The organism is Paenirhodobacter hankyongi, from assembly GCF_003664585.1.
GTDB lineage: Bacteria > Pseudomonadota > Alphaproteobacteria > Rhodobacterales > Rhodobacteraceae > Rhodobacter > Rhodobacter hankyongi.
Genome location: NZ_RCHI01000004.1, coordinates 81,490 through 101,580, shown reverse-complemented (window position 1 = coordinate 101,580; position 20,091 = coordinate 81,490). Strand labels below are relative to the sequence as shown.

Genomic DNA, 20,091 nt, shown 5'->3' with positions numbered 1-20,091 from the left:
GGCGCAGGGTAGCATGCCCGTGCTGCGGCTGCATCTTTTCCTTGGGGGGAAAATGTGCTCGGCTTGCGTCAAACAGGAGGTACCGATGACCGATCTTGCGCAATTCCCGATCACCCGCCGCTGGCCCGCCGAAAACCCCGAGGTGATCCAGCTCTACTCGCTGCCCACGCCGAACGGGGTGAAGGTGTCGGTCATGCTCGAGGAGACGGGCCTCGCCTACGAGCCGCATCTGGTGCGCTTCGACACCAACGACCAGATGACGCCCGAATTCCTGTCGCTGGCACCGAACAACAAGATCCCGGCGATCCTTGATCCGAACGGGCCCGACGGCAAGCCGCTCGGCCTGTTCGAAAGCGGCGCGATCCTGATCTATCTGGCCGAGAAGAGCGGGATGCTGCTGCCGCAGGCGCGCCGCTACGAGGTGCTGCAATGGCTGATGTGGCAGATGGGCGGGCTTGGCCCGATGCTTGGCCAGCTCGGCTATTTCCACACCTTCGCCGGCAAGGAGATCGAGGATCCGCGCCCGAAGGAACGCTTCCGCGCCGAGGCGGCACGGCTGCTGAAGGTGCTCGACGGGCAGCTTGCGGGCCGGGACTGGGTGGCGGGCGACTATTCCATCGCCGATATCGCCATCGCCCCCTGGCTGCGCACGCTGCGCGACTTCTACAAGGCCGCCGATCTGGCCGGCTGGGCCGATCTGGCCCATGTGCCGGCCTATCTCGAGCGCTTCCTTGCCCGCCCGGCGGTGCAGCGCGGCTCGCTGATCCCGAAGCGGGACTGAGGCTCAGCCGCCAAGCGCGCCCCCGGCCTGCCCGGCCAGATGCGTGGCCAGCCAGGTGCCTTGCCCCTCGGGTTGGGTGAAGCCGTAATCGTCCCCGGCGTCAGGGGCGAGCGCCTGGCCCGCCAGCCGCGCCTCGGCCTCGGCGCGGGCCGCGGCGGCGATCGCGTCCGGTGGATGGGACAGCATCGCACGCGCCAGGGCCACCGCCTCGGCTCGGCTCAGCCCCGGAACGGGCTGTGGCAGCGCGGAAGACGCCAGCGCCGAACGCAGCCCCGCCTGCGCCGCGACAATCCGCGCCAGCGCCTCGTCGCGCGCATCGGCATGAAAGGCCTGTTCGAGCGGCAGCGTGGTTTGGGCGCGGTCGAGTTCGGCCTCGAGCGTGTCGATCGCCTCGTCCAGCTCGGCCACCACCTCGCCCCGCGCGCGTTCGGCTTCGCAGGCGGCGATCATGTCGACCAGCACCTCGACCCGGCGCGCGGCGATGATCGCGGCCATCTCGGCAAAGACGATGTCATTCGCGGCCTGCCCGATCGCGTCCAGCGCCGTGCCGATTGCGGCCCGCGCCGGCTTGCGCGGGTGGCGGGCAAGGATCTGCCCGGCCTGAGTCCAGTGAAAGGTGTCGTCCATCAAGAAGCCCCCCGGATCTGTGGATCGGGGGGCAGGATGTCATCAGGGAGTGAACAAGCCGTGAACGGCTGCCCGGCTGCGGCCTTATTCGGCGCGCAGCACCTTGCACAGCGGCTCGAACAGCTCGCCGTTCGCGGCGATCACGCTGCCGGTCTCGAAGATGTCGCGGCCCTCGCGCACCGGGCCGACGAAACCGCCGGCTTCCTTCACCAGCAGCAGGCCCGCGGCCATGTCCCAGGCCTTGATGCCGCGCTCCCAATAGCCCTCGTACTTGCCCGCCGCCACATAGGCGAGGTCAAGCGAGGCGGCGCCGAAGCGGCGCACGCCGGCACAGACCGGCATCAGCCGAGCCAGGTCCTGCAGCGTCGCGGGCAGGGTCGAGCGGCCGCCGAAGGGCACGCCGGTGGCGAAGATCGACTCGATCATCCGGTTGCGGCCCGAAACGCGCAGACGCATCTCGTTCATGAAGGCGCCCGAGCCCTTCTCGGCCCAGTAAAGCTCGTCCTTCGCGGCGTCGAAGACCACCGCCGAGACGATTTCGCCCTTGTGCTCGAGCGCGATCGACACCGCCCAGTGCGGCAGGCCGTGCAGGAAGTTGGTGGTGCCGTCGAGCGGATCGACGATCCAGCGCCGGGTCGGGTCCTCGCCCGCCTCTTCGCCGGTCTCCTCGCCGAGCCAGCCATAGGAGGGGCGCGCCCCGCGCAGCTCTTCCTTGATGATCCGTTCCGCCTCGCGGTCGGCGCGGCTGACGAAGTCGCCCGGCCCCTTGGCCGAGACCTGCAGGTTCTCGACCTCGCGGAAATCCTTCACCAGCGAGCGGCCGGCCTTGCGCGCGGCCTTGATCATCAGATTGAGGTTGGCGCTGCCTTGCATCGGTTCGCTCCTTCGGTTCAGGCCGCTGCCTTACACGGGCGGAGGCCGGAATCCAAGGGGTTTGCGGCCCGGTCCGGGCGGATTCAGCCGCGCAGAAACTCGCGCCGCCGCGGCAGCAGGATGGTGAGCACGCCAAGCGCCGGCAGACCCGAGCAGATCAGATAGACGAAGCGGATGCCGTGATGGTCGGCCAGCACCCCAAGCGCCGCCGCCGCGATGCCGCCCATGCCGAAGCTGAGACCGAAGAAGATGCCGGCCACCATGCCGACGCGGCCGGGCAGCAGCTCTTGCGCAAAGACCACGATCGCCGAGAAGGCCGAGGCGAGGATCAGCCCGATCAGCACCGTCAGCACGCCCGAGGCCACGAGCCCCACATGCGGCAGCGCGAGGGTGAAGGGCAGCACACCGAGGATCGAGACCCAGATCACCGCCATCGGCCCCCAGCGGTCGGCGACCGGCCCGCCCAGCACCGTGCCCGCGGCAACGGCGCCGAGGAACAGGAACAGCATCAGCTGCGCGGTGCGGGTGTCCACCTGGAAGGTGTCGATGAGGTAGAAGGTGTAATAGGAACTCATCGAGGCCATGTAGATGTTCTTGGTGAAGGTCAGGAAGGCCAGCACCGTCAGCGCCAGCACCACGCGGTTGCGCGGCAGCGGCAGGGTCTTGTCCATCGCCCTGCGCGCCCGCGCCTTCAGATGCGCACCATACCAGCGGCTGACCCGGGTCAGGATGGTGCCGGCGATCACCGCGAGCAGGCCGAAGACGGCGACCGAGCCGCGCCCGAAGGGCAGCACGATGAAGGCGGCAAGCAGCGGGCCGATGGCCGTGCCGAAATTGCCCCCCACCTGGAACACCGATTGCGCGAGCCCGAAACGCCCGCCCGAGGCGAGCCGCGCCACCCGGCTCGACTCGGGGTGGAAGATTGCCGAACCGAAGCCGATCAGCATCGCGCCGACGATCAGCAGCGGCCAGCTTGGCGCGAAGGCCAGCACCATCACGCCGAGGAAAGTCGAGACCGAGGCGACCGGCAGCGACCAGGGCTGCGGCCGGGCATCGGTGAGGATGCCGATCACCGGCTGAAGCAGCGAGGCCGTGCCCTGGAAGGCCAGCGTCATCAGCCCGATCTGCCAGTAGTCGAGGGCGAAATCCGTCTTCAGCATCGGATAGATCGCCGAGAGCATCGACTGCATCACATCGTTCATCATGTGACACAGCGAGATCGCGATCAGGATCGGGAAGACGGTCGCGCCCGCGTTGGCGCGGGCTGGCTGCGGCATGGCGGTCATCGGGCGGTCCCTCGGGGTTGCCCGCCGATCTAGCCCCCGCCGCGGCATTCCGTCACGTCCGGAATTGTGACGGTTACATCACGCGCGCTGCAGCTTGACCGGCTCGGTCCGCGCCAGACGCAGGAAATCGGCCATGTAGCCCTCGCCCACGTCCTCGTCGCGGGTGGCGGCGTAAAGGCGCTTGCGCAGGCCTGTCTTGGTCACCGGGCGGGTGATGTAGTCGGGCTGATACTTCACCTCGCGCAACACCCAGTCGGGCAGCACCGCGACGCCGCGCCCGGCCGCGACCAGCAGCAGGATCACCGCGGTCAGCTCGACCTGCCGATGCGCCTTCGGCTCGACCCGCGCCGGGCCCAGAAGCAGCGAGAACACGTCCGAACGCGCCCGGTCGATCGGATAGGTGATCAATGTCTGATCGGCGAAATCCTCGGCGGTGACATAGGGTTTCGCCGCGAGCGGGCTGGTCGAGGCGGCGATGAAGGTCGGCGAATAGTCGAAGAGCGGGTTGAAGGTGATGCCGGCGATCTTCTCGGGATCCGAGGAAATCACCAGATCCACCTCCTCGCGCGCGAGCGCCGGCAGCGCGTTGAAGGCGAGCCCCGGGCGGATGTCGATGTCGACCTCGGGCCAGTCGCGGCGGAACGCCTCAAGCACCGGAAAGAGCCAGTCGAAACAGGCGTGGCACTCGATCGCGATGTGCAGCCGCCCGGCGCGGCCGGCCCGCAGCGCCTCGAACTCGTCGGCGACGGCGTCGACCTCGGGCAGCACGCGCTCGGCCAGACGCAGGAGCTTCATCCCGGCGGCCGACAGCCGCAGCGGCTTCGAGCGGCGCACGAAGAGCTCGACCCCCGCCTGTTCCTCGAGCCCCTTCACCTGATGGCTCAGCGCCGATTGCGTGATGTGCAGGATCTCGGCCGCGCGCGCCAGCCCGCCCGCGTCATGGATCGCCCGCACTGTGCGCAGATGTCTCAGTTCCAGGTGCATCTTGTTGACAGACTCATAACCTTCTTGAGTATTATGAATTTGTCTCACATCGCGGAATCGGGCACAAGGGCGCCGGAAAACAAGGATGCCGCCATGACCACGCCGACCGTCAGTTTCGAATTCTTCCCGCCGCAGACGCTCGACGCGTCGTTCCGCCTGTGGGAGACGGTGCAGGCGCTCGCGCCGCTGAAACCGGGCTTCGTCTCGGTCACCTATGGCGCCGGCGGCACCACCCGCAAGCTGACGCATGAGGCGGTGGCGACGATCCACAAGAACTATGGGCTGAACGTCGCGGCGCACCTCACTTGCGTCGACGCGACCAAGGCCGAGACGCTGGAGATCGTCGACGCCTATGCCGAGGCCGGCGTGACCGAGATCGTGGCGCTGCGCGGCGACCCGCCGAAGGGGGCCACGCATTTCACCCCGCATCCTCAGGGCTTCGCGAGCTCGGTCGAGCTGATCGAGGCGCTGGCCGCCGACGGCCGCTTCACCATCCGCTGCGGCGCCTATCCCGAACCGCACCCCGAGGCCACCGACGCGCTGGCCGACGTGCGCTGGCTCAAGCGCAAGACCGAGGCCGGCGCGAGCTCGGCGATCACCCAGTTCTTCTTCGAGGCGGACACCTTCTTCCGCTTCCGCGACGCCTGCGTGAAGGAAGGGATCACCGCGAAGATCATCCCGGGCATCCTGCCGATCCAGTCGTGGAAGGGCGCGAAGGGCTTTGCCAGCCGCTGTGGCGCGGCCATCCCGGCGCATGTGGCCGAGGGCTTCGAGGCGGCGATCGCCGCCGGGCGCGAGCGCGAGCACGCCACCGATCTGTGCATCGCGCTGTGCGAGGCGCTGATCGCGGGCGGCGTGGGCGACCTGCAGTTCTACACGCTGAACCGGCCGCAGATGACGCAGGCGGTCTGCGCGGCGCTTGGCGTGGTGCCGGCGGCCGCGGCGGCCTGAGGCAGGGTGACGTTACGGAACTTTGACCAGAGGGGGCCTCGCGCCCCCTTTTCGCTGCGCATGCGAGACGGCAGGCTGCCCCCCGACAAGGGAGAGAGACGACCATGACCGAACCGATGTATGCCGAAGGCCCCGGCGATTTCCTGCCCCTCGAGGCGCTGCGCACGATGACGGGGCTCGAATTCATGCGCAAGATGGTCGCGGGCGAGGTGCCGACGACGACGCTGGCGCAATCGATGAACTACCGTATCAGCGCCGTCGAGGAGGGCCTTGTCGAGGTTCGCGGCACGCCCGAGTTCCGCCATTCGAACGCCTTCGGCGGCACCCATGGCGGCTGGTACGGGGTGATTCTCGACACCTGCCTGACCTGCGCCGTCATCACCGGCCTGCCGCGCGGCCAGTTCCAGACCACCCTTGAATACAAGGTGAACATGCTGCGCGCGATCCCGATCGGCACCGAGGTGGTGGGCATCGGCCGGCTCGAGCATCTGGGCCGCTCAACCGGGGTCGCGCGGGGCGAGATCCGCGGCGTGCACGACGACCGGCTCTATGCCGTCGGCACCGCCACCTGCTTCGTCATGGGCGAGGCGCACTGAGCGCCTCTTCCCGAGCCGGCGGATGCGGGCGCCCTTCTCGGCCAGCCACGGCCGGATCGTCAGCCACCATTCCCGCCCGGCGATGAAGGCGGTGTCATGCACGCTCTCGGACGGGTCGCGACCGATCACCCGCGGTGCGCGCAGCCAGAACAGCTTGCCCCAGCTGCTCCAGCTGCCGACCGAGGGGGCAAGCGGGTCGGTCGGAAACGCGTCTTCCCAGCCCTCGGGCAGGGCAAGACCCAGCTCGGCGGCGCGGTGGAGCATCCACACCAGCGGGATGTTGGCCAGCGGCCGCGACGCCTCGAAAACGCCCAGCTGCCCGCCGATGTCGCCATGGCAGCCGCGAAACCAGACCTGCTCGATCCGTGCCGCGCCGGTGTTCTCGCTCGCCCACAGCAGCGGCTCCAGCACCGAGCGGGTCTCGTGCAGCGCAAGCGCATGAAAGCCGTGCCGCACCGAGGGGCCGAGCCGGTGGTCGTGAAAGCGATAGCGCGGCTCGCTCAGCATCCACAGCAGCGGAAACTGCACGCCCAGCGCGCGCACCGTGTCGAAGGCGCCGACCATCTCGATCGCCGTCTCGGCATGGCAATGGGCGTGACGGAAGGCCTCGGGCGACAGCACCCCCTCGTAATGGCGCCAGGCGAGCGTGACGTTGCGCTCGGTCGCCTCCTCGGGGCGCAAGAGGCCGACCCGCTCGATCATCCCCGCCAGCGAGCGCGCGGCAAAGGCGCCGCGGGAATAGCCGATGACGAAGATCCGGTCGCCCGGCCGATAGCGCATCGCCAGCCAGCCATAGGCGCGGCGGATCTGCGCATTCACCCCCCAGCCGAACCAGACATCGGTCAGGTCGCGCCATTCGCGGAACTGCAACCCCTTGCCGTAATAGATCGAGGCGCGCGGCACCCGCCGGCGCAGGAACCGCCAGATCAGCCCGATCGAGGTGATCCGCGCCGGGTCGAGCGCGCCGAGCGTGCCGTCGAGCAGCAGCACGTGATCGACCGGCCCGCGCGTGCGCGGTGCGGGCGGCGCCGCCTCGGGCTGTCGCCGGTGCAGGTGGTGGCGCGCAAAGGCGACCAGCCGCTCGATCAACCCGCGCATCACCCGGAGCCTCCCGGGATGCGGGCGGTGAAATCCGCGCCCATCTCCCCCTCGCATGAAAAGACCTTGCCCCGAGGATAGGGCAAGGTCGGTAAATGGTCATTGACGATCTCGTGCGCTGCGGGGCGCGACGCGGGGTCAGGCCGCGGTCTCAGCCCTTCAGCGACAGCGCGGTGACGATTTCCATCGCCCCGAAGCCGTTGAATCGGGTGTTGGTGGCCGAGGAATAGGCGCCCATGCCGTGGAAGAGGATGAAATCGCCCTCGTCCAGATCGCCCGGCAGCGGCAGTTCCCCCGGCAACCGGTCGACCGAGTCGCAGGTCGGGCCGAAGACGGTGCGGCCGACCGGCGCGGCACTGCGGCGCGTGCCCCCGGGGGCGATCACCTCGATGCGGTCGATGTTGCCGATCAGCGGCAGCTCGGCCAGCCCGCCATAGATCCCGTCGTTCAGGAACACATGCGTGCCGTCGCGCAGCGCCTTCACCCGGGTGATATGGGTGAAGGCATCGCCCACCAGCCCGCGGCCCGGCTCGCACACCAGCGCCGGACGATCGGCACCGAAGGCCTCGGTCGCGACGCGGTCGATGAGCGCGAAGATCGCCTCGAGTTCCGGCGCCGGCCCGTCCAGTCGATGGCTCGGGAAACCGCCGCCGACATTGAGCCGCGCCGCCTTCACCCCGGCCGCGGCACAGATCCCGGCCGCGGTGCGGATATAGGCGTCCCAGGCCATCGGGTCGGTGCATTGCGTGCCCGGATGGAAGGTGAGCGAGGGGAGGAACCCCGCCGCGGCCGCCCGTTTCAGCAACTCGGCCGCCAGCTCGGCCGTCGCGCCGAACTTGGCGCCGAAGTTGTAGGCCGCGCCCGCGACCGGCAGCTTGAAGCGCACCGAGATCTCGGCGCCCTCGGCCGGCGCCATCTCGATCAGCTTCTCGAGCTCGGAAACGGAATCGACCGACCAGGTCTTCACCCCGGCCTTCACCGCATGGGCGATCTCGGCCCGCGCGCGCACCGGGTTGTGGTAATGCAGCGCCGCCCCCGGGGCGAGACGACGGACAAGGTCGATCTCGAACGGCGAGGCGACGTCGAAACCGCGCACGCCGGCGGCCACGAGGTTCTGGATCACCATCTCGTCGGGGTTCGACTTGACGGCATAGGTCACGATACCCGGAAAGCCGCGGATGAAGCGCCGCGCGCTCGCCTGCAACGCGGCGGGCGAGAACACCAGCACCGGGTGCTCAGGTTGCTTGTGACGGATGATTTCGGACGGATTCGCCCAGATAGTCTTCGACAGTCCCATCGGCTTCTCCCTCGCCAACAGAATTGCAGCCACCTCTTGCCCCGGCTTCACGGGTCGGGAGACGCTTACAGCGTTTCAACCAACCAGGCCAGGTGCGTATGAGGCGCCCTTTTCCTGTCTATTCAGTTTGCGCTAAATGGGGCACGTTTTCACCGATCAAAAGAGTAGATGTGCAGCATATCATCGTTATAATGACGAGATATCCGGTCAATTTGCAGGCACTTCCATGGATGAACTTGATACGGCGATCCTCGGCCTGCTCTCGGGCGATGCCCGGATGTCGGTGGCGACACTGGCGCGACGGCTGAAGGTGGCGCGCTCGACGATCCAGGCGCGGCTCGAGCGGCTGGAAACGACGGGCATCATCGCGGGCTATACCGTCAAGCTGGGCGAGGCGGCGCGGGCCGGGCGGCTGCGCACCACCGTGCTGCTGACCATCGAGCCGCGCGCGCAGGCCGCGATCCTGACCCGTCTGAAGGCGATCCCCGAGGTCGAGCGGATCTCGACCACCTCGGGCCGGGTCGACCTGCTGCTGCAGGTGGCGGCGAACTCGACCGCGCAGCTTGACGCGGTGCTCGACCAGATCGGCGAGATGCAGGGGGTGAAAAGCTCGGAAAGCCTGATCCACCTGTCGACCAAACTCGACCGCGCGGTCTAGGCGGTACAGCCGGGGGCGCCGCCCCCGGACCCCCGAGGTATTTCGGGCAAGATGAAAAGCGCCCTCATCCCTTCATCTTGCCATAAATACCTCGGGGGGTGAGGGGGGCAGCGCCCCCCTTGCGGCGCGCGGAAAGGCTTTTCCTTGCGGGGTGTGCGCGCTAAACAGCCGTCAAGCCCTGAAAGGACAAGACCGATGACGATGGAAAAGACCTTCGACGCGCGCGAGGCCGAGCCTCGGATCTATGCGAAATGGGAAGAGGCCGGCGCCTTCAAGGCGGGGGCCAATGCTTCGCGCCCGGAAACCTTCTGCATCATGATCCCGCCGCCGAACGTCACCGGCGCGCTGCACGTCGGCCATGCCTTCAACAACACGGTGCAGGACATCCTGGTGCGCTGGCACCGGATGCGCGGCTTCGACACGCTGTGGCAGCCCGGTCAGGACCATGCCGGCATCGCCACCCAGATGATGGTGGAGAAGGAACTGGCAAAGACGCAGCAACCGTCGCGCACCGAGCTGGGCCGCGAGGAGTTCCTGAAGAAGGTCTGGGAGTGGAAGGGCAAGTACGGCTCGACCATCATCAATCAGCTCAAGCGCCTCGGCTCGTCCTGCGACTGGTCGCGCAATGCCTTCACCATGTCGGGCGCGCCCGGCGCACCGGCGGGCGAGGAAGGCAACTTCCATGACGCGGTGATCAAGGTCTTCGTCGAGATGTACGAAAAGGGCCTGATCTATCGCGGCAAGCGGCTGGTGAACTGGGATCCCCATTTCGAGACCGCGATCTCCGACCTCGAGGTCGAGAACATCGAGGTCGCGGGCCACATGTGGCACTTCAAGTATCCGCTCGCGGGCGGGGTGACCTACACCTATCGCGAGAAGGACGAGGACGGCACCATCACCTTCGAGGAAGAGCGCGACTATATCTCGATCGCCACCACCCGCCCCGAGACCATGCTGGGCGACGGCGCGGTCGCGGTGAACGGCAATGACGAACGCTATGCCGCGCTGATCGGCAAGCTGTGCGAGATCCCGGTGGGCCCGAAGGAACACCGCCGGCAGATCCCGATCATCGCCGACCCCTACCCCGATCCGACCTTCGGCTCGGGCGCGGTGAAGATCACCGGCGCGCATGACTTCAACGACTATCAGGTGGCGAAACGGGCGGGCCTGCCGCTCTACCGGCTGATGAACACCCGCGCGCAGATGCGCACCGACGGGCTGTCCTATGCCGAGGCCGCGAAGCGCGCGATGGAGATCTCGAAGGGCGCGTCCTTCACCGAAGCCGAGGTCGACGCGCTCAACCTCGTGCCCGAGGAGCTGCGCGGGCTTGACCGCTATGCCGCGCGCGAGGCCGTGATTGCCCAGGTCACGGCCGAGGGGCTCGCCGTGATGGTCGCGAACCCGAAGGCCGGCGAAGAGGGCGAGCCGAACGTGATCCCGCTGGTCGAGGCGAAGCCGATCATGCAGCCCTTCGGCGACCGCTCGAAGGTGGTGATCGAGCCGATGCTGACCGACCAGTGGTTCGTCGATGCCGAGAAGATCGTCGGCAAGGCGCTCGACGCGGTGCGCAACGGCGACACCGTGATCATGCCCGAGGCGGGCGAGAAGACCTATTATCACTGGCTGGAAAACATCGAGCCCTGGTGCATCTCGCGCCAGCTCTGGTGGGGGCACCAGATCCCGGTGTGGTATGGGCTCGACCTCGGCGCGCCGGGCTTCCGCGACGACGAGGGCGACGGTGCGCTCGACGAGGTGGAACTCGGCCGGCTCCTGAACGAGGGCGGCATGCTGCACCGCAATGACGTCTATCATTGCGCCCCGGCCTTCGAGGCGGTGACGGCGGCCTTCAAGGACGAGATCGCCGATCTGCCGATCCCGCTCAGCCATGCGCGCATCGTCGAGGTGGCCGACAAGCAGGCGGCGATCGACACGCTGGCGGCAAGCCTCGCCGAGTATAACATCAGCCAGGATCCGACCGTTCTGGTCTATCCGGTCTGGCGCGACGCGGACGTGCTCGACACCTGGTTCAGCTCGGGCCTGTGGCCCATTGGCACGCTCGGCTGGCCGAACTGGGACGAGACGACCTCGCGCTATTTCCCGACCGATGTGCTGGTGACCGGCTTCGACATCCTGTTCTTCTGGGTCGCCCGGATGATGATGATGCAGCTTGCCGTCGTCGACCAGGTGCCTTTCCACACTGTCTACCTGCACCAGCTCGTGCGCGACGAGAAGGGCAAGAAGATGTCGAAGACGGCGGGCAACGTCATCGACCCGCTCGAGATCATCGACGAGTTCGGCGCCGACGCGCTGCGCTTCACCAATACCTCGATGGCGGCGATTGGCGGCGTGCTGAAACTGTCGAAGGACCGCATCGCGGGCTATCGCAACTTCGGCACCAAGATCTGGAACGCCACCCGCTTCGCCGAGATGAACGGCGTGTTCGAGGGCCCGGCCGCCGCCGGCGTGCCGCAGCCCAAGCACACGGTGAACCGCTGGATCATCGGCGAGACCGCGAAGGTGCGCGAGACGGTCGATGCGGCCTTTGCCGCCTACCGCTTCAACGACGCGGCGCAGGCGCTTTACGCCTTCGTCTGGGGCAAGGTCTGCGACTGGTACGTGGAATTCGCGAAGCCCCTCTTCGACACCGAGGAGGCCGCCGAGACCCGCGCCACGATGCGGTGGGTGCTCGATCAGTGCTACACCCTGCTGCACCCGATCATGCCCTTCATCACCGAAGAGCTCTGGGCGCTGACGGCCCCCGCCGAAGGCCGCGCCAAGATGCTGGTGCATGGCGACTGGCCCATCTATGGCGCCGAGCTGATCGATGCCGAGGCCGACCGCGAGATGAACTGGGTCATCGACCTGATCGAGACGATCCGGTCGAGCCGCGCGCAGATGGGCGTGCCGGTGGGGCTGAAGCTGCCGATGGTGCTGGCCGAGGCCGACGAGGCCGCGCGCACCGCGCTTGCCCGCAACGAGGCGCTGGTGTTCAAGCTGGCCCGCCTCGACAGCCTGACCGAGACCGCGATCCCGAAGGGCGCGATCTCGATCCCGGTCGCGGGCGCGCTCTTCGGCCTGCCGCTCGAGGGGGTGATCGACGTCAAGGCCGAGAAGGCCCGGCTCGAGAAGACCCTCGGCAAGCTCGAGAAGGAGGCGGCGGGCCTGCGCGGCCGGCTCTCGAACCCGAAGTTCATCGAGAACGCCGCCGAGGAGGTGATCGACGAGGCCCGCGAGAACCTCGCCGCCCGCGAGGAAGAGGCCGCCAAGGTCGCCGCTGCGGTGAAGCGCCTCGCCGAGCTCGGCTGAGCCATGGCGGGCTGGCTCGAGAAACTCGCCGAACGGCGGATGCTCAAGGCGCGGGCCGAGGGCAAGCTCTCGGGCCTTGCAGGGGAGGGCAAGCCCCTCCCCGACCGCAGCGGAGAGGCCTTTCTCGATGCCGGCGAAGCGGTCGGCTTCCGGATGATGGCGGCGGCGGGTGTGTTGCCCGAAGAGATCGTGCTGAAGAAGCAGGTCGAGGCGGTTCGCGCCGAGCTGGTCGCAGAGACCGACGAGACGGCGCGCCGCGCCCTGATGGCGCGCCTGTCCGAGCTGATGATGAAACAGGCGATCGCCGAGGAATCGCGGCGCAAGTTCCTGAAGGGCTGAGCTCTCGTCCGGTTTTTCCGTGTTCAAAGGCTCCCGCCGGAGGCGCCGTCCGCAACGCAGGCGCCTCCGGCGGGAGTCTTTGTGCCAAGAAAACCGGCGGTTCAGAAAACCGGCGCGCGGTGTTGCAGGTTGGCGGCGATCACCTCGCGCTGGTCGGGCTTGCCGATCAGCTCCACCTGCTCGCGGCTTTCGGCCATCAGCACGGTTTCGGCAGGCGCCGCCCAGGCGGTGGCGATCAGCCGCTTCGCCGCCCGGATCGCCGAGGGGCTGCGCGTCGCGATCGTCTCGGCCAGTTCGGTGGCGCGGGCGAAGGGATCCTCGGCGATCTCGGTGACCAGGCCCCAGTCGCGCGCCTGCTCGGCCCCGATCTCCTCGGCGGTATAGGTCAGGCGCCGCACCACATCGGCGCGGGTCAGCTCGGGCAAGGTCACCATGCCGCCCATGTCGGGGACAAGGCCCCATTTCATTTCCATGATCGACAGCCGCGTGCCGGGCGCTGCCACCCGGATGTCGGCGCCAAGCGCAAGCTGGAAGCCCGCGCCGAAGGCCACGCCATGCAGCGCCGCGATCACCGGCACCGGCAGCGTCCGCCACACCAGCGAGAATTGCTGGAACCGGTTCGCCGCGCCATGGCTGCGCGGCAGGATCAGCTCCTCCGCCCCGCCCTGCGCGAGGCGGGCGAAATTCGCGACGTCGAGCCCGGCACAGAAGGCCCGCCCCTCGCCCGCCAGCACCACCGCGCGCAGCCCAGGCTGCGTCGAGAGCGCCTCGCCCGCCTCGATCACCGCATCGATCATCTCGAAATCGACGGCGTTCATCTTCTCGGGCCGCGCGAGCGTGACATAGGCGATCCCGCCCAGAATTTCCGTGGTGAGCCGAGCCATCTTTTCCTCCCGATCTGCCCTTTCGCCAATATATGCCGGGACTTGGCCCATGGCAGCGGGTCCGCGTCCGGGTGACGCGACGAAATCTGCCCCCTTGCCCGACGCGGGCTTTGCTCCTAGGGATTTCGCATCATGACCGGACCTCGCTACACCCCGCTGATCGACACCCTGCCCTCGACCGTGCCCTTCGTCGGGCCGGAAACGCAGGAGCGCCGCATGGGCCATCCCTTCGCCGCCCGGCTGGGCGCGAACGAGAACGGCTTTGGCCCCTCGCCGCGCGCGATCGCCGCGATGGCGGCGGCGGCGGGCGAGGCGTGGAAATACGGCGACCCGGAGAATTACGAGCTGAAGGCGGCACTTGCCGCGCGCCACGGCTGCCGGCCCGAGAACATCGTGGTCGGCGAGGGCATCGACGGTCTGCTCGGCTATCTGTGCCGGCTGGTGATCGCGCCGGGCGATGCCGTCGTCACCTCGGAAGGCGGCTATCCGACCTTCAACTTCCACGTCTCGGGCTTTGGCGGCGTGCTGCACAAGGTGCCCTATGCGGGCGATGCCGAGGACCCCGAGGCGCTGCTGGCCCTGGCCGCTCAGATCGTGCCGAAGCTGATCTACATCGCCAACCCGGACAACCCGATGGGCTCGCACCACCCCGGCGCGACGATCGCCGCGATGGTGCCGCGCGTGCCCGAGGGCAGCCTGCTCATTGTCGACGAGGCCTATGTGGAACTCGCCCCCGAGGGCACCGAAGCGCCGATCGACGCCGATGATCCGCGGGTGATCCGGATGCGCACCTTCTCGAAGGCGCATGGGCTGGCCGGCGCGCGGGTGGGCTATGCCATCGGCGCGGCGCCGCTGATCGCGGCCTTCGACAAGATCCGCAATCACTTCGGCATGAGCCGGATCAGCCAGGCCGGCGCGCTGGCCGCGCTGACCGACACCACCTGGCTGGCCTATATGCGGCGACTGATCGGCGCCTCGCGCGACCGGATCGGCGCCATCGCGCGGGAAAACGGGCTCGAGCCCCTGCCCTCGGCCACGAATTTCGTCGCCATCGACTGCGGCCGCGACGGCGCCTTCGCGCGGGCCGTGCTGGCGGAACTGACCTCTGCGGGCATCTTCGTGCGGATGCCGGGCGTGGCGCCGCTTGACCGCTGCATCCGCGTCTCCTGCGGCCCCGAGGCCGAGGTCGAGCCCTTTGCCGCGGCCCTTCCCGGTGCGCTTGCCCGCGCCCGCACGGCGCGTTGAGGGCCACGGCGACTCACGTTTTCCTCGCTCAGTGGTGATTTGCCGCAGGCGCGCCGCGGGCGCAGGCTCCTGTCCAAGGGAACAGGAGTTGAAGATGAGCAGAATCAACCGCACCCGCCGGATCGCGATGCTCAGCCCCATCGCCTTCGCCATCGCCTTTGGCGCCTATGCGCAGGAAAGCGGCGACGCCGAGGGGCATGACAGCCACAAGATGAGCAGCGCCAACGCGACCGCCGATGCAGCCCCCTCGACCGAGGCGTTCCTGGCCGCGAACCGCAAGATGCACACGGCGATGGAGGTTTCCTATACCGGCGATGCAGATATCGACTTCGTCCGCGCAATGATCCCGCATCACGAAGGGGCGATCGAGATGGCGCGGATCGCGCGCGACTATGGCGACGATCCCGACGTGCGCAAGCTTGCCGAGGGCATCATCACCAGCCAGCAGGCCGAGGTCGACTGGATGGTGCAGTGGCTCGAGAAGCACGGCAACCCCTGAGCCTTCCGCCTTGCGGCGCCGGGGTCTCCCCTGACCCGGCGTCGTGTCGCAGGCGGCGAGGGTGTTCCCTCCCCTCGCCGCCTGCCTTTGGTCCCGCGCTCAGCCCTGCGCGCAGACGGCCGCAGCGGCGGCCACGCCGCCCGCCCCATGCGGAATGCCAAGGGCGATCATCCCCGCCTCCATCACGCCAAGCGCACCGAGCGTCATATGCGCGTTGACATGGCCCATGTGGGCGATGCGCAGGTAATTCGCCACCTCGGGCGTGCCGGGCTCGGCCATGCCCAGCCCGATGCCGAGGGTGAGCCCCGCCTCTTCCTCGCACCAGCTGCGCAGTCGCGCCGCGCCGCCGCCGCCGCCGCCGATCCGTGCCGCCGTCACCGAATGGCCGCGCTGCGCCGGGTCGGCGATGTTCATCGTGATCTCGCCACCCTGCCCCCAGGCGTCGAAGGCCGCCCAGACCGCGCGCGCAAGCGTCGCGTGCCGCGCCCAGACATGGGCCAGCCCCTCCTCGTCGAGCAGCATCTTCAGCGACTCGACCAGACCGAACAGGTGGTGCGTCGGCGCGGTGCCGGCGAAATACTCATAGTAATGCTCGGGGTTGAGGCGCGGCGCCCAGTCCCAGTAGGGGGTCTTCAGATCGCTCGTCCGGCTCGCCTCGAGCGCCTTGTCGGACACCCAGACGAAGCCCAGCCCGGGCGGCACCATCAGCCCCTTCTGGCTGGCCGCGACCATCACGTCGACGCCCCAGTCGTCAAAGCGGAACGCGTCGCAGCCGAGCGAGGCGATGCAGTCGACGGCCAGAAGCGCCGGATGCCCGGCCGCGTCGATCGCCGCGCGCACCGCGGCGACGTCATTGCGCACCGAGGTCGCGGTGTCGACATGGGTCAGCAGCACCACCTTGATCTTTTGCGCCGTATCCGCGCGCAGCGCCGCCTCGACCCGGGCCGGATCGACCGGCGCCTTCAGCCCGAAATCGAGCGTCTCGACCTCGACCCCCATGGCGCCCGCGTGCAGCGCCCAGTTGATGCCGAACCGCCCGGTGGCGAGCGACAGCGCCCGATCCCCGCGCGAGAACAGGTTGGCGATTGCCGCCTCCCACACGCCATGGCCGTTCGAGATGTAGATCGCCACATGGCTGCTCGACAGCGCGACGCGGCGCAGATCGGCGATGATGCCGCGGGTCATCGTGACGATGTCGCCCTCGTAGATGTTCGGCGCGGCGCGGTGCATCGCGGCAAGGACCCGGTCGGGCATGGCCGAGGGCCCGGGAATGGCAAGATAGGGGCGGCCCTGCGCAAGGCTCATCGGTGTCTCCTGAAACTGATCCTTCCTCGGTACTGAACCGCCCCCACGGGGTCAACGCCCGCGGCCCCCATCCTGCCCCCCGACGGCCGCAAACTTGCCGGGCGGCAGGTTTCGCGCTAGATCGGGCTCACCCCGCGCCCGCCGGCGCCCTCAGCGAGGTTTCCGTGGCAAGGCCCGACACCCCCTACAGTTCCCGCACGCTCTTTTCCCGGATGTGGAACCGCTACCTGCGCCGGCACTGGCCGAAGATGGTCGCCGCCATGGTTCTGATGGTGATCGAGGGTTCGACCCTCGGCGCGCTCAGCGCGATGCTCGAACCGCTCTTCGACAAGGTCTTCGTGCAGGGCCAGTCGGGGATGATCTGGTGGGTGGGCGGCGCGATCTTCGGCCTGTTCCTGATCCGCGCCGTCACCTCGGTCGGCTCGCGCGCGATGCTGTCGGAGGTGTCGCAGCGCTCCTCCTCGGACATGCAGGTCGACCTCGTGCGGCACATCCTGACGCTCGACCAGTCGTTCTTCCAGGAGAACCCGCCCGGCGCGCTGATCGAGCGGGTGCAGGGCGACACGCTGGCGGTGCAGGGTGTCTGGACCACCTTCATCACCGGCGCCGGCCGCGATGCGATCGCGCTCGTCTCGCTCTTCGGCGTGGCGCTGTCGATCGACCCGCGCTGGACGCTGGCCGCGCTGATCGGCGCGCCGCTGCTGGTGCTGCCAACCACCATGGCGCAGCGCTACATCCGCAAGAAGACGCGGCAGATGCGCAATCAGGCGAGCGCCCGCGCCACCCGCCTCGACGAGGTGTTCCACGGCATCTCTGCGGTCAAGCTGAACCGGATGGAAACCTACCAGATCCGCCGCTTCGAAACGCTGGTGGCCTTCATCCGCCGCGCCATGGTGAAGATGGCGGTGTCACAGTCGATGATCCCCGCGCTCATCGACGTGGTGACCGGGCTCGGCTTCTTCGCCGTGCTGGTCCTGGGCGGCCCCGAGATCGTCGAGGGCGAACGCACAGTGGGCGAGTTCATGTCCTTCTTCACCTCGATGGCGCTGGCGTTCCAGCCGCTGCGCCGGCTGGGCGGGCTTGCCGGCACCTGGCAGACCGCGGCAGCCAGTCTCGAACGGCTTTACCGCGTCTTCGACATCGCCCCGGCGATCACCTCGCCCGCCCTGCCCGTGCCGCGCCCGGCGACGACCGAGGTGCGGCTGGACAACGTGCACCTGAGCTATGGCGGCAAACCCGTCCTGCGCGGCCTCAGCTTTGTCGCCGAAGCGGGCAAGACCACCGCCCTCGTCGGCCCCTCGGGCGCAGGCAAGACCACGGTCTTCAACCTGCTCACCCGTCTGGCCGATCCGACCAGCGGCACCGTCAGCGTCGGCGGCGTGCCGGTCGCGGCGCTCGAGCTCGGCACGCTGCGCGACATGTTCTCAATGGTGGCGCAGGACGCCGCGCTCTTCGACGAGACGATCCGCGAGAACGTGCTTCTGGGCCGCACCGATGTCAGCGAGGCGACGCTTGCCCGTGCGCTCGAGGTCGCGCATGTGACAGAGTTCACCGCCGCGATGCCGCTGGGCCTCGACACGCCGGCCGGCCCGCGCGGCTCGGCGCTCTCAGGCGGGCAGCGGCAGCGCGTGGCGATCGCCCGCGCGGTCTTGCGCGACGCGCCGATCCTGCTCCTCGACGAGGCGACCTCGGCGCTCGACACCGCCTCCGAGGCGAAGGTGGCGCAGGCGCTCTCGCACCTCTCCGAGGGGCGCACGACGCTGGTCATCGCGCACCGCCTCTCGACCGTGCGCGATGCCGACCGGATCGTGGTAATCGTCGAGGGGCAGGTGGTGGAACAGGGCACGCATGACGAGCTGCTCGCCATGGGCGGCGCCTATGCCGGGCTGTGCCGGATGCAGCTGGTCGAGTGAGGAGGTCGGACGATGGGCGACAGACGGATCTACGAGATCACCGGCGCGGACCGCGAGCATTTCCTGCAGGGCCTCGTCAGCAATGACGTGCGCCACCTGAAGGACGGGCCGGTCTATGCCGCGCTGCTGACGCCGCAGGGCAAGTATCTGGCCGATTTTCTGCTGGTGCCACGGGGCGAGACCATTCTTCTCGACATCGACGGCAGCATCGCCGAGGCGACGGTGAAGCGGCTGTCGATGTACAAGCTGCGCGCCGACGTGACGATCACACCCTCGGCGCTGAAGGTCTTTCGCGGCACCGGCCCCGCCCCCGCGGGCGCCGTCGCCGACCCGCGCGACCCGGCGCTTGGCTGGCGGCTTTACGGCGAGACCGAGGGCGACGACGGCAGCGACTGGGACGCGATCCGCGTGGCCCACCTGATCCCCGAGACCGGAATCGAGCTGACGCCCGAGACCTATATCCTCGAGGCGGGGTTCGAGCGGCTGCACGGCGTCGACTTCCGCAAGGGCTGTTACGTCGGGCAGGAAGTGACCGCGCGGATGAAGCACAAGACCGAGTTGCGCAAGGGCCTGGTGCGGCTGGCGATCGAGGGCGCGGCCCCCGTGGGCACCCCGATCGAGGCCGAAGGCCGCACCGTCGGCACGCTCTTCACCCAGTCCGGCGGCCGGGCAATCGCCCATCTGCGCTTCGACCGGACGGAGGGACTGTTGATGGCCGGCGACGCCCGGTTGCAGCTTGAAGAGAGCGCGGACTAGCTTTCGGCTGCGGCCATTTTCACGTTTTCGCGAGTCATGTTCCCCGATCATGGCCCCTCCCCCTGCGCCACCATGTCACGCCGCGCCCAAAAGCCGCGGTTTCTTCGCAGTTTGCCTGAAATCCGGCAATAAATGCCTTGATCGGTGGCAAAGCGGGCCTATATATGCGCGACTGGCCATGGAACAGGGGTCAGTCCCAAGGGTTGGACAGGGCGTCATATGCGCATGGTGCATGGCAGGCATTCCTCGCGGGCCATATCGAATCGCCCCTCATGCGCCCTAGATGGCCCGCACGCCAGCAAACGCAAGAGCAATAAAAAAGGACGGAATAATGCGCGATTTCGTTGACGGCTCCGCATTCAACTATGAGCAGGGACAGAGGGCGCGCAAGCTGTTCGCCGCCGTCGTTCTCGCTGCTCTCGACGATGCGATCGCCGATGACAAGAAATATGGCAATGGGCCGGAACAGATCGCCCGCTGGGCGCGCTCGCGCGACGGCCGTGAAGTGCTGTCCTGCGCCGGGATCGACCCGAACGAGCGCGTTGTGAAGGGCCTGATGGAATTCGTCGCAAAGGGCGTGCGCACCTCGGTCGCACTGTCGCGCGAGGAAAGCGAACGTCGCATGGCGGCGGAAGAGGCTGAGGCCGCCTGAGCTCGGGCGGATCTCCGGATCAGACGGCGCGCCAGTGGCGC

The 20,091-nt window shown here is 68.4% G+C and carries 19 protein-coding genes; 11 read left to right on the top strand and 8 right to left on the bottom strand.

Annotated features, from left to right (window positions below):
- The first annotated feature begins 85 nt into the window (after positions 1-85).
- Positions 86-781 carry a glutathione binding-like protein gene (locus tag DYS74_RS05510; protein WP_121531732.1) on the top strand — a complete coding sequence of 232 codons (696 nt, stop codon included), beginning with the start codon at positions 86-88 and terminating at the stop codon, positions 779-781.
- 3 nt (positions 782-784) lie between these two features.
- Here DYS74_RS05510 and DYS74_RS05505 read toward each other — a convergent pair whose 3' ends face one another.
- From DYS74_RS05505 to DYS74_RS05490, 4 genes are all read right to left on the bottom strand, one after another.
- The gene (locus DYS74_RS05505; protein WP_121531730.1) at positions 785-1,408 is read right to left on the bottom strand and encodes a hypothetical protein; all 624 of its coding nucleotides are present in this window, start codon (positions 1,406-1,408) and stop codon (positions 785-787) included.
- A gap of 84 nt (positions 1,409-1,492) precedes the next feature.
- Positions 1,493-2,281, bottom strand: a complete 789-nt coding sequence (locus tag DYS74_RS05500; protein WP_121531728.1) for an inositol monophosphatase family protein — start codon at positions 2,279-2,281, stop codon at positions 1,493-1,495.
- An 83-nt stretch (positions 2,282-2,364) separates the two neighbouring features.
- Positions 2,365-3,567, bottom strand: coding sequence for an MFS transporter (locus DYS74_RS05495; protein WP_121531726.1), 1,203 nt, complete (start codon positions 3,565-3,567; stop codon positions 2,365-2,367).
- A gap of 78 nt (positions 3,568-3,645) precedes the next feature.
- Positions 3,646-4,551, bottom strand: coding sequence for a LysR family transcriptional regulator (locus tag DYS74_RS05490; RefSeq protein WP_121531724.1), 906 nt, complete (start codon positions 4,549-4,551; stop codon positions 3,646-3,648).
- A 93-nt stretch (positions 4,552-4,644) separates the two neighbouring features.
- Between DYS74_RS05490 and metF the strand changes: the two genes are divergently transcribed.
- A complete protein-coding gene (gene metF / locus DYS74_RS05485; protein WP_121531722.1) occupies positions 4,645-5,502 on the top strand; it encodes a methylenetetrahydrofolate reductase [NAD(P)H] in 858 nt (285 codons plus the stop codon).
- Positions 5,503-5,606: 104 nt separating this feature from the next.
- Positions 5,607-6,098, top strand: a complete 492-nt coding sequence (locus DYS74_RS05480; RefSeq protein ID WP_121531720.1) for a PaaI family thioesterase — start codon at positions 5,607-5,609, stop codon at positions 6,096-6,098.
- Here DYS74_RS05480 and DYS74_RS05475 read toward each other — a convergent pair.
- Positions 6,000-7,196, bottom strand: coding sequence for a DUF2235 domain-containing protein (locus DYS74_RS05475; RefSeq protein ID WP_183077462.1), 1,197 nt, complete (start codon positions 7,194-7,196; stop codon positions 6,000-6,002). The two genes, DYS74_RS05480 and DYS74_RS05475, sit on opposite strands and share 99 nt — an antisense overlap.
- Positions 7,197-7,347: 151 nt before the next feature.
- A complete protein-coding gene (locus DYS74_RS05470; protein ID WP_121531717.1) occupies positions 7,348-8,493 on the bottom strand; it encodes a type III PLP-dependent enzyme in 1,146 nt (381 codons plus the stop codon).
- A 226-nt stretch (positions 8,494-8,719) separates the two neighbouring features.
- Here DYS74_RS05470 and DYS74_RS05465 point away from each other — a divergent pair, with 226 nt between their 5' ends.
- From DYS74_RS05465 to DYS74_RS05455, 3 genes are all read left to right on the top strand, one after another.
- Positions 8,720-9,151 (top strand): Lrp/AsnC family transcriptional regulator, encoded by a 432-nt coding sequence (locus tag DYS74_RS05465; RefSeq protein ID WP_121531715.1) that lies wholly within the window; start codon positions 8,720-8,722, stop codon positions 9,149-9,151.
- A gap of 195 nt (positions 9,152-9,346) precedes the next feature.
- Positions 9,347-12,457, top strand: a complete 3,111-nt coding sequence (locus DYS74_RS05460) for a valine--tRNA ligase (protein ID WP_121531713.1) — start codon at positions 9,347-9,349, stop codon at positions 12,455-12,457.
- Positions 12,458-12,460: 3 nt separating this feature from the next.
- A complete protein-coding gene (locus DYS74_RS05455; RefSeq protein ID WP_121531711.1) occupies positions 12,461-12,796 on the top strand; it encodes a DnaJ family domain-containing protein in 336 nt (111 codons plus the stop codon).
- 101 nt (positions 12,797-12,897) lie between these two features.
- Here DYS74_RS05455 and DYS74_RS05450 read toward each other — a convergent pair whose 3' ends face one another.
- Positions 12,898-13,680 carry a crotonase/enoyl-CoA hydratase family protein gene (locus DYS74_RS05450; RefSeq protein ID WP_121531709.1) on the bottom strand — a complete coding sequence of 261 codons (783 nt, stop codon included), beginning with the start codon at positions 13,678-13,680 and terminating at the stop codon, positions 12,898-12,900.
- A 132-nt stretch (positions 13,681-13,812) separates the two neighbouring features.
- Between DYS74_RS05450 and DYS74_RS05445 the strand changes: the two genes are divergently transcribed.
- Positions 13,813-14,925 carry a pyridoxal phosphate-dependent aminotransferase gene (locus DYS74_RS05445; RefSeq protein ID WP_121531707.1) on the top strand — a complete coding sequence of 371 codons (1,113 nt, stop codon included), beginning with the start codon at positions 13,813-13,815 and terminating at the stop codon, positions 14,923-14,925.
- Between the two features lie 94 nt (positions 14,926-15,019).
- Positions 15,020-15,424 carry a CopM family metallochaperone gene (copM, locus tag DYS74_RS05440; protein ID WP_245965204.1) on the top strand — a complete coding sequence of 135 codons (405 nt, stop codon included), beginning with the start codon at positions 15,020-15,022 and terminating at the stop codon, positions 15,422-15,424.
- 99 nt (positions 15,425-15,523) lie between these two features.
- Here the strand turns inward: copM and DYS74_RS05435 are convergent, their stop codons facing one another.
- Positions 15,524-16,729, bottom strand: coding sequence for a pyridoxal-phosphate-dependent aminotransferase family protein (locus DYS74_RS05435; RefSeq protein WP_121531705.1), 1,206 nt, complete (start codon positions 16,727-16,729; stop codon positions 15,524-15,526).
- A gap of 212 nt (positions 16,730-16,941) precedes the next feature.
- Between DYS74_RS05435 and DYS74_RS05430 the strand changes: the two genes are divergently transcribed.
- The 3 genes from DYS74_RS05430 (at position 16,942) to DYS74_RS05420 (ending at position 20,050) form a co-directional block, all read left to right on the top strand.
- Positions 16,942-18,642, top strand: a complete 1,701-nt coding sequence (locus DYS74_RS05430; RefSeq protein WP_121531703.1) for an ABC transporter ATP-binding protein — start codon at positions 16,942-16,944, stop codon at positions 18,640-18,642.
- Positions 18,643-18,654: 12 nt separating this feature from the next.
- Positions 18,655-19,398, top strand: coding sequence for a CAF17-like 4Fe-4S cluster assembly/insertion protein YgfZ (ygfZ, locus tag DYS74_RS05425; protein ID WP_121531701.1), 744 nt, complete (start codon positions 18,655-18,657; stop codon positions 19,396-19,398).
- A 331-nt stretch (positions 19,399-19,729) separates the two neighbouring features.
- On the top strand, positions 19,730-20,050 hold the full coding sequence (locus DYS74_RS05420; protein WP_113900578.1) for a DUF6280 family protein: 321 nt from the start codon (positions 19,730-19,732) through the stop codon (positions 20,048-20,050).
- Positions 20,051-20,091 lie beyond the last annotated feature (41 nt).

What these genes read in the sequence shown, in the direction of transcription:
- DYS74_RS05510 (WP_121531732.1), top strand. Translation starts at nt 86, where the DNA reads ATGACCGATCTTGCGCAATTCCCGATCACCCGCCGCTGGCCCGCCGAA.
- DYS74_RS05505 (WP_121531730.1), bottom strand. Translation starts at nt 1,408, where the DNA reads ATGGACGACACCTTTCACTGGACTCAGGCCGGGCAGATCCTTGCCCGC.
- DYS74_RS05500 (WP_121531728.1), bottom strand. Translation starts at nt 2,281, where the DNA reads ATGCAAGGCAGCGCCAACCTCAATCTGATGATCAAGGCCGCGCGCAAG.
- DYS74_RS05495 (WP_121531726.1), bottom strand. Translation starts at nt 3,567, where the DNA reads ATGACCGCCATGCCGCAGCCAGCCCGCGCCAACGCGGGCGCGACCGTC.
- DYS74_RS05490 (WP_121531724.1), bottom strand. Translation starts at nt 4,551, where the DNA reads ATGCACCTGGAACTGAGACATCTGCGCACAGTGCGGGCGATCCATGAC.
- metF (WP_121531722.1), top strand. Translation starts at nt 4,645, where the DNA reads ATGACCACGCCGACCGTCAGTTTCGAATTCTTCCCGCCGCAGACGCTC.
- DYS74_RS05480 (WP_121531720.1), top strand. Translation starts at nt 5,607, where the DNA reads ATGACCGAACCGATGTATGCCGAAGGCCCCGGCGATTTCCTGCCCCTC.
- DYS74_RS05475 (WP_183077462.1), bottom strand. Translation starts at nt 7,196, where the DNA reads ATGCGCGGGTTGATCGAGCGGCTGGTCGCCTTTGCGCGCCACCACCTG.
- DYS74_RS05470 (WP_121531717.1), bottom strand. Translation starts at nt 8,493, where the DNA reads ATGGGACTGTCGAAGACTATCTGGGCGAATCCGTCCGAAATCATCCGT.
- DYS74_RS05465 (WP_121531715.1), top strand. Translation starts at nt 8,720, where the DNA reads ATGGATGAACTTGATACGGCGATCCTCGGCCTGCTCTCGGGCGATGCC.
- DYS74_RS05460 (WP_121531713.1), top strand. Translation starts at nt 9,347, where the DNA reads ATGACGATGGAAAAGACCTTCGACGCGCGCGAGGCCGAGCCTCGGATC.
- DYS74_RS05455 (WP_121531711.1), top strand. Translation starts at nt 12,461, where the DNA reads ATGGCGGGCTGGCTCGAGAAACTCGCCGAACGGCGGATGCTCAAGGCG.
- DYS74_RS05450 (WP_121531709.1), bottom strand. Translation starts at nt 13,680, where the DNA reads ATGGCTCGGCTCACCACGGAAATTCTGGGCGGGATCGCCTATGTCACG.
- DYS74_RS05445 (WP_121531707.1), top strand. Translation starts at nt 13,813, where the DNA reads ATGACCGGACCTCGCTACACCCCGCTGATCGACACCCTGCCCTCGACC.
- copM (WP_245965204.1), top strand. Translation starts at nt 15,020, where the DNA reads ATGAGCAGAATCAACCGCACCCGCCGGATCGCGATGCTCAGCCCCATC.
- DYS74_RS05435 (WP_121531705.1), bottom strand. Translation starts at nt 16,729, where the DNA reads ATGAGCCTTGCGCAGGGCCGCCCCTATCTTGCCATTCCCGGGCCCTCG.
- DYS74_RS05430 (WP_121531703.1), top strand. Translation starts at nt 16,942, where the DNA reads ATGTGGAACCGCTACCTGCGCCGGCACTGGCCGAAGATGGTCGCCGCC.
- ygfZ (WP_121531701.1), top strand. Translation starts at nt 18,655, where the DNA reads ATGGGCGACAGACGGATCTACGAGATCACCGGCGCGGACCGCGAGCAT.
- DYS74_RS05420 (WP_113900578.1), top strand. Translation starts at nt 19,730, where the DNA reads ATGCGCGATTTCGTTGACGGCTCCGCATTCAACTATGAGCAGGGACAG.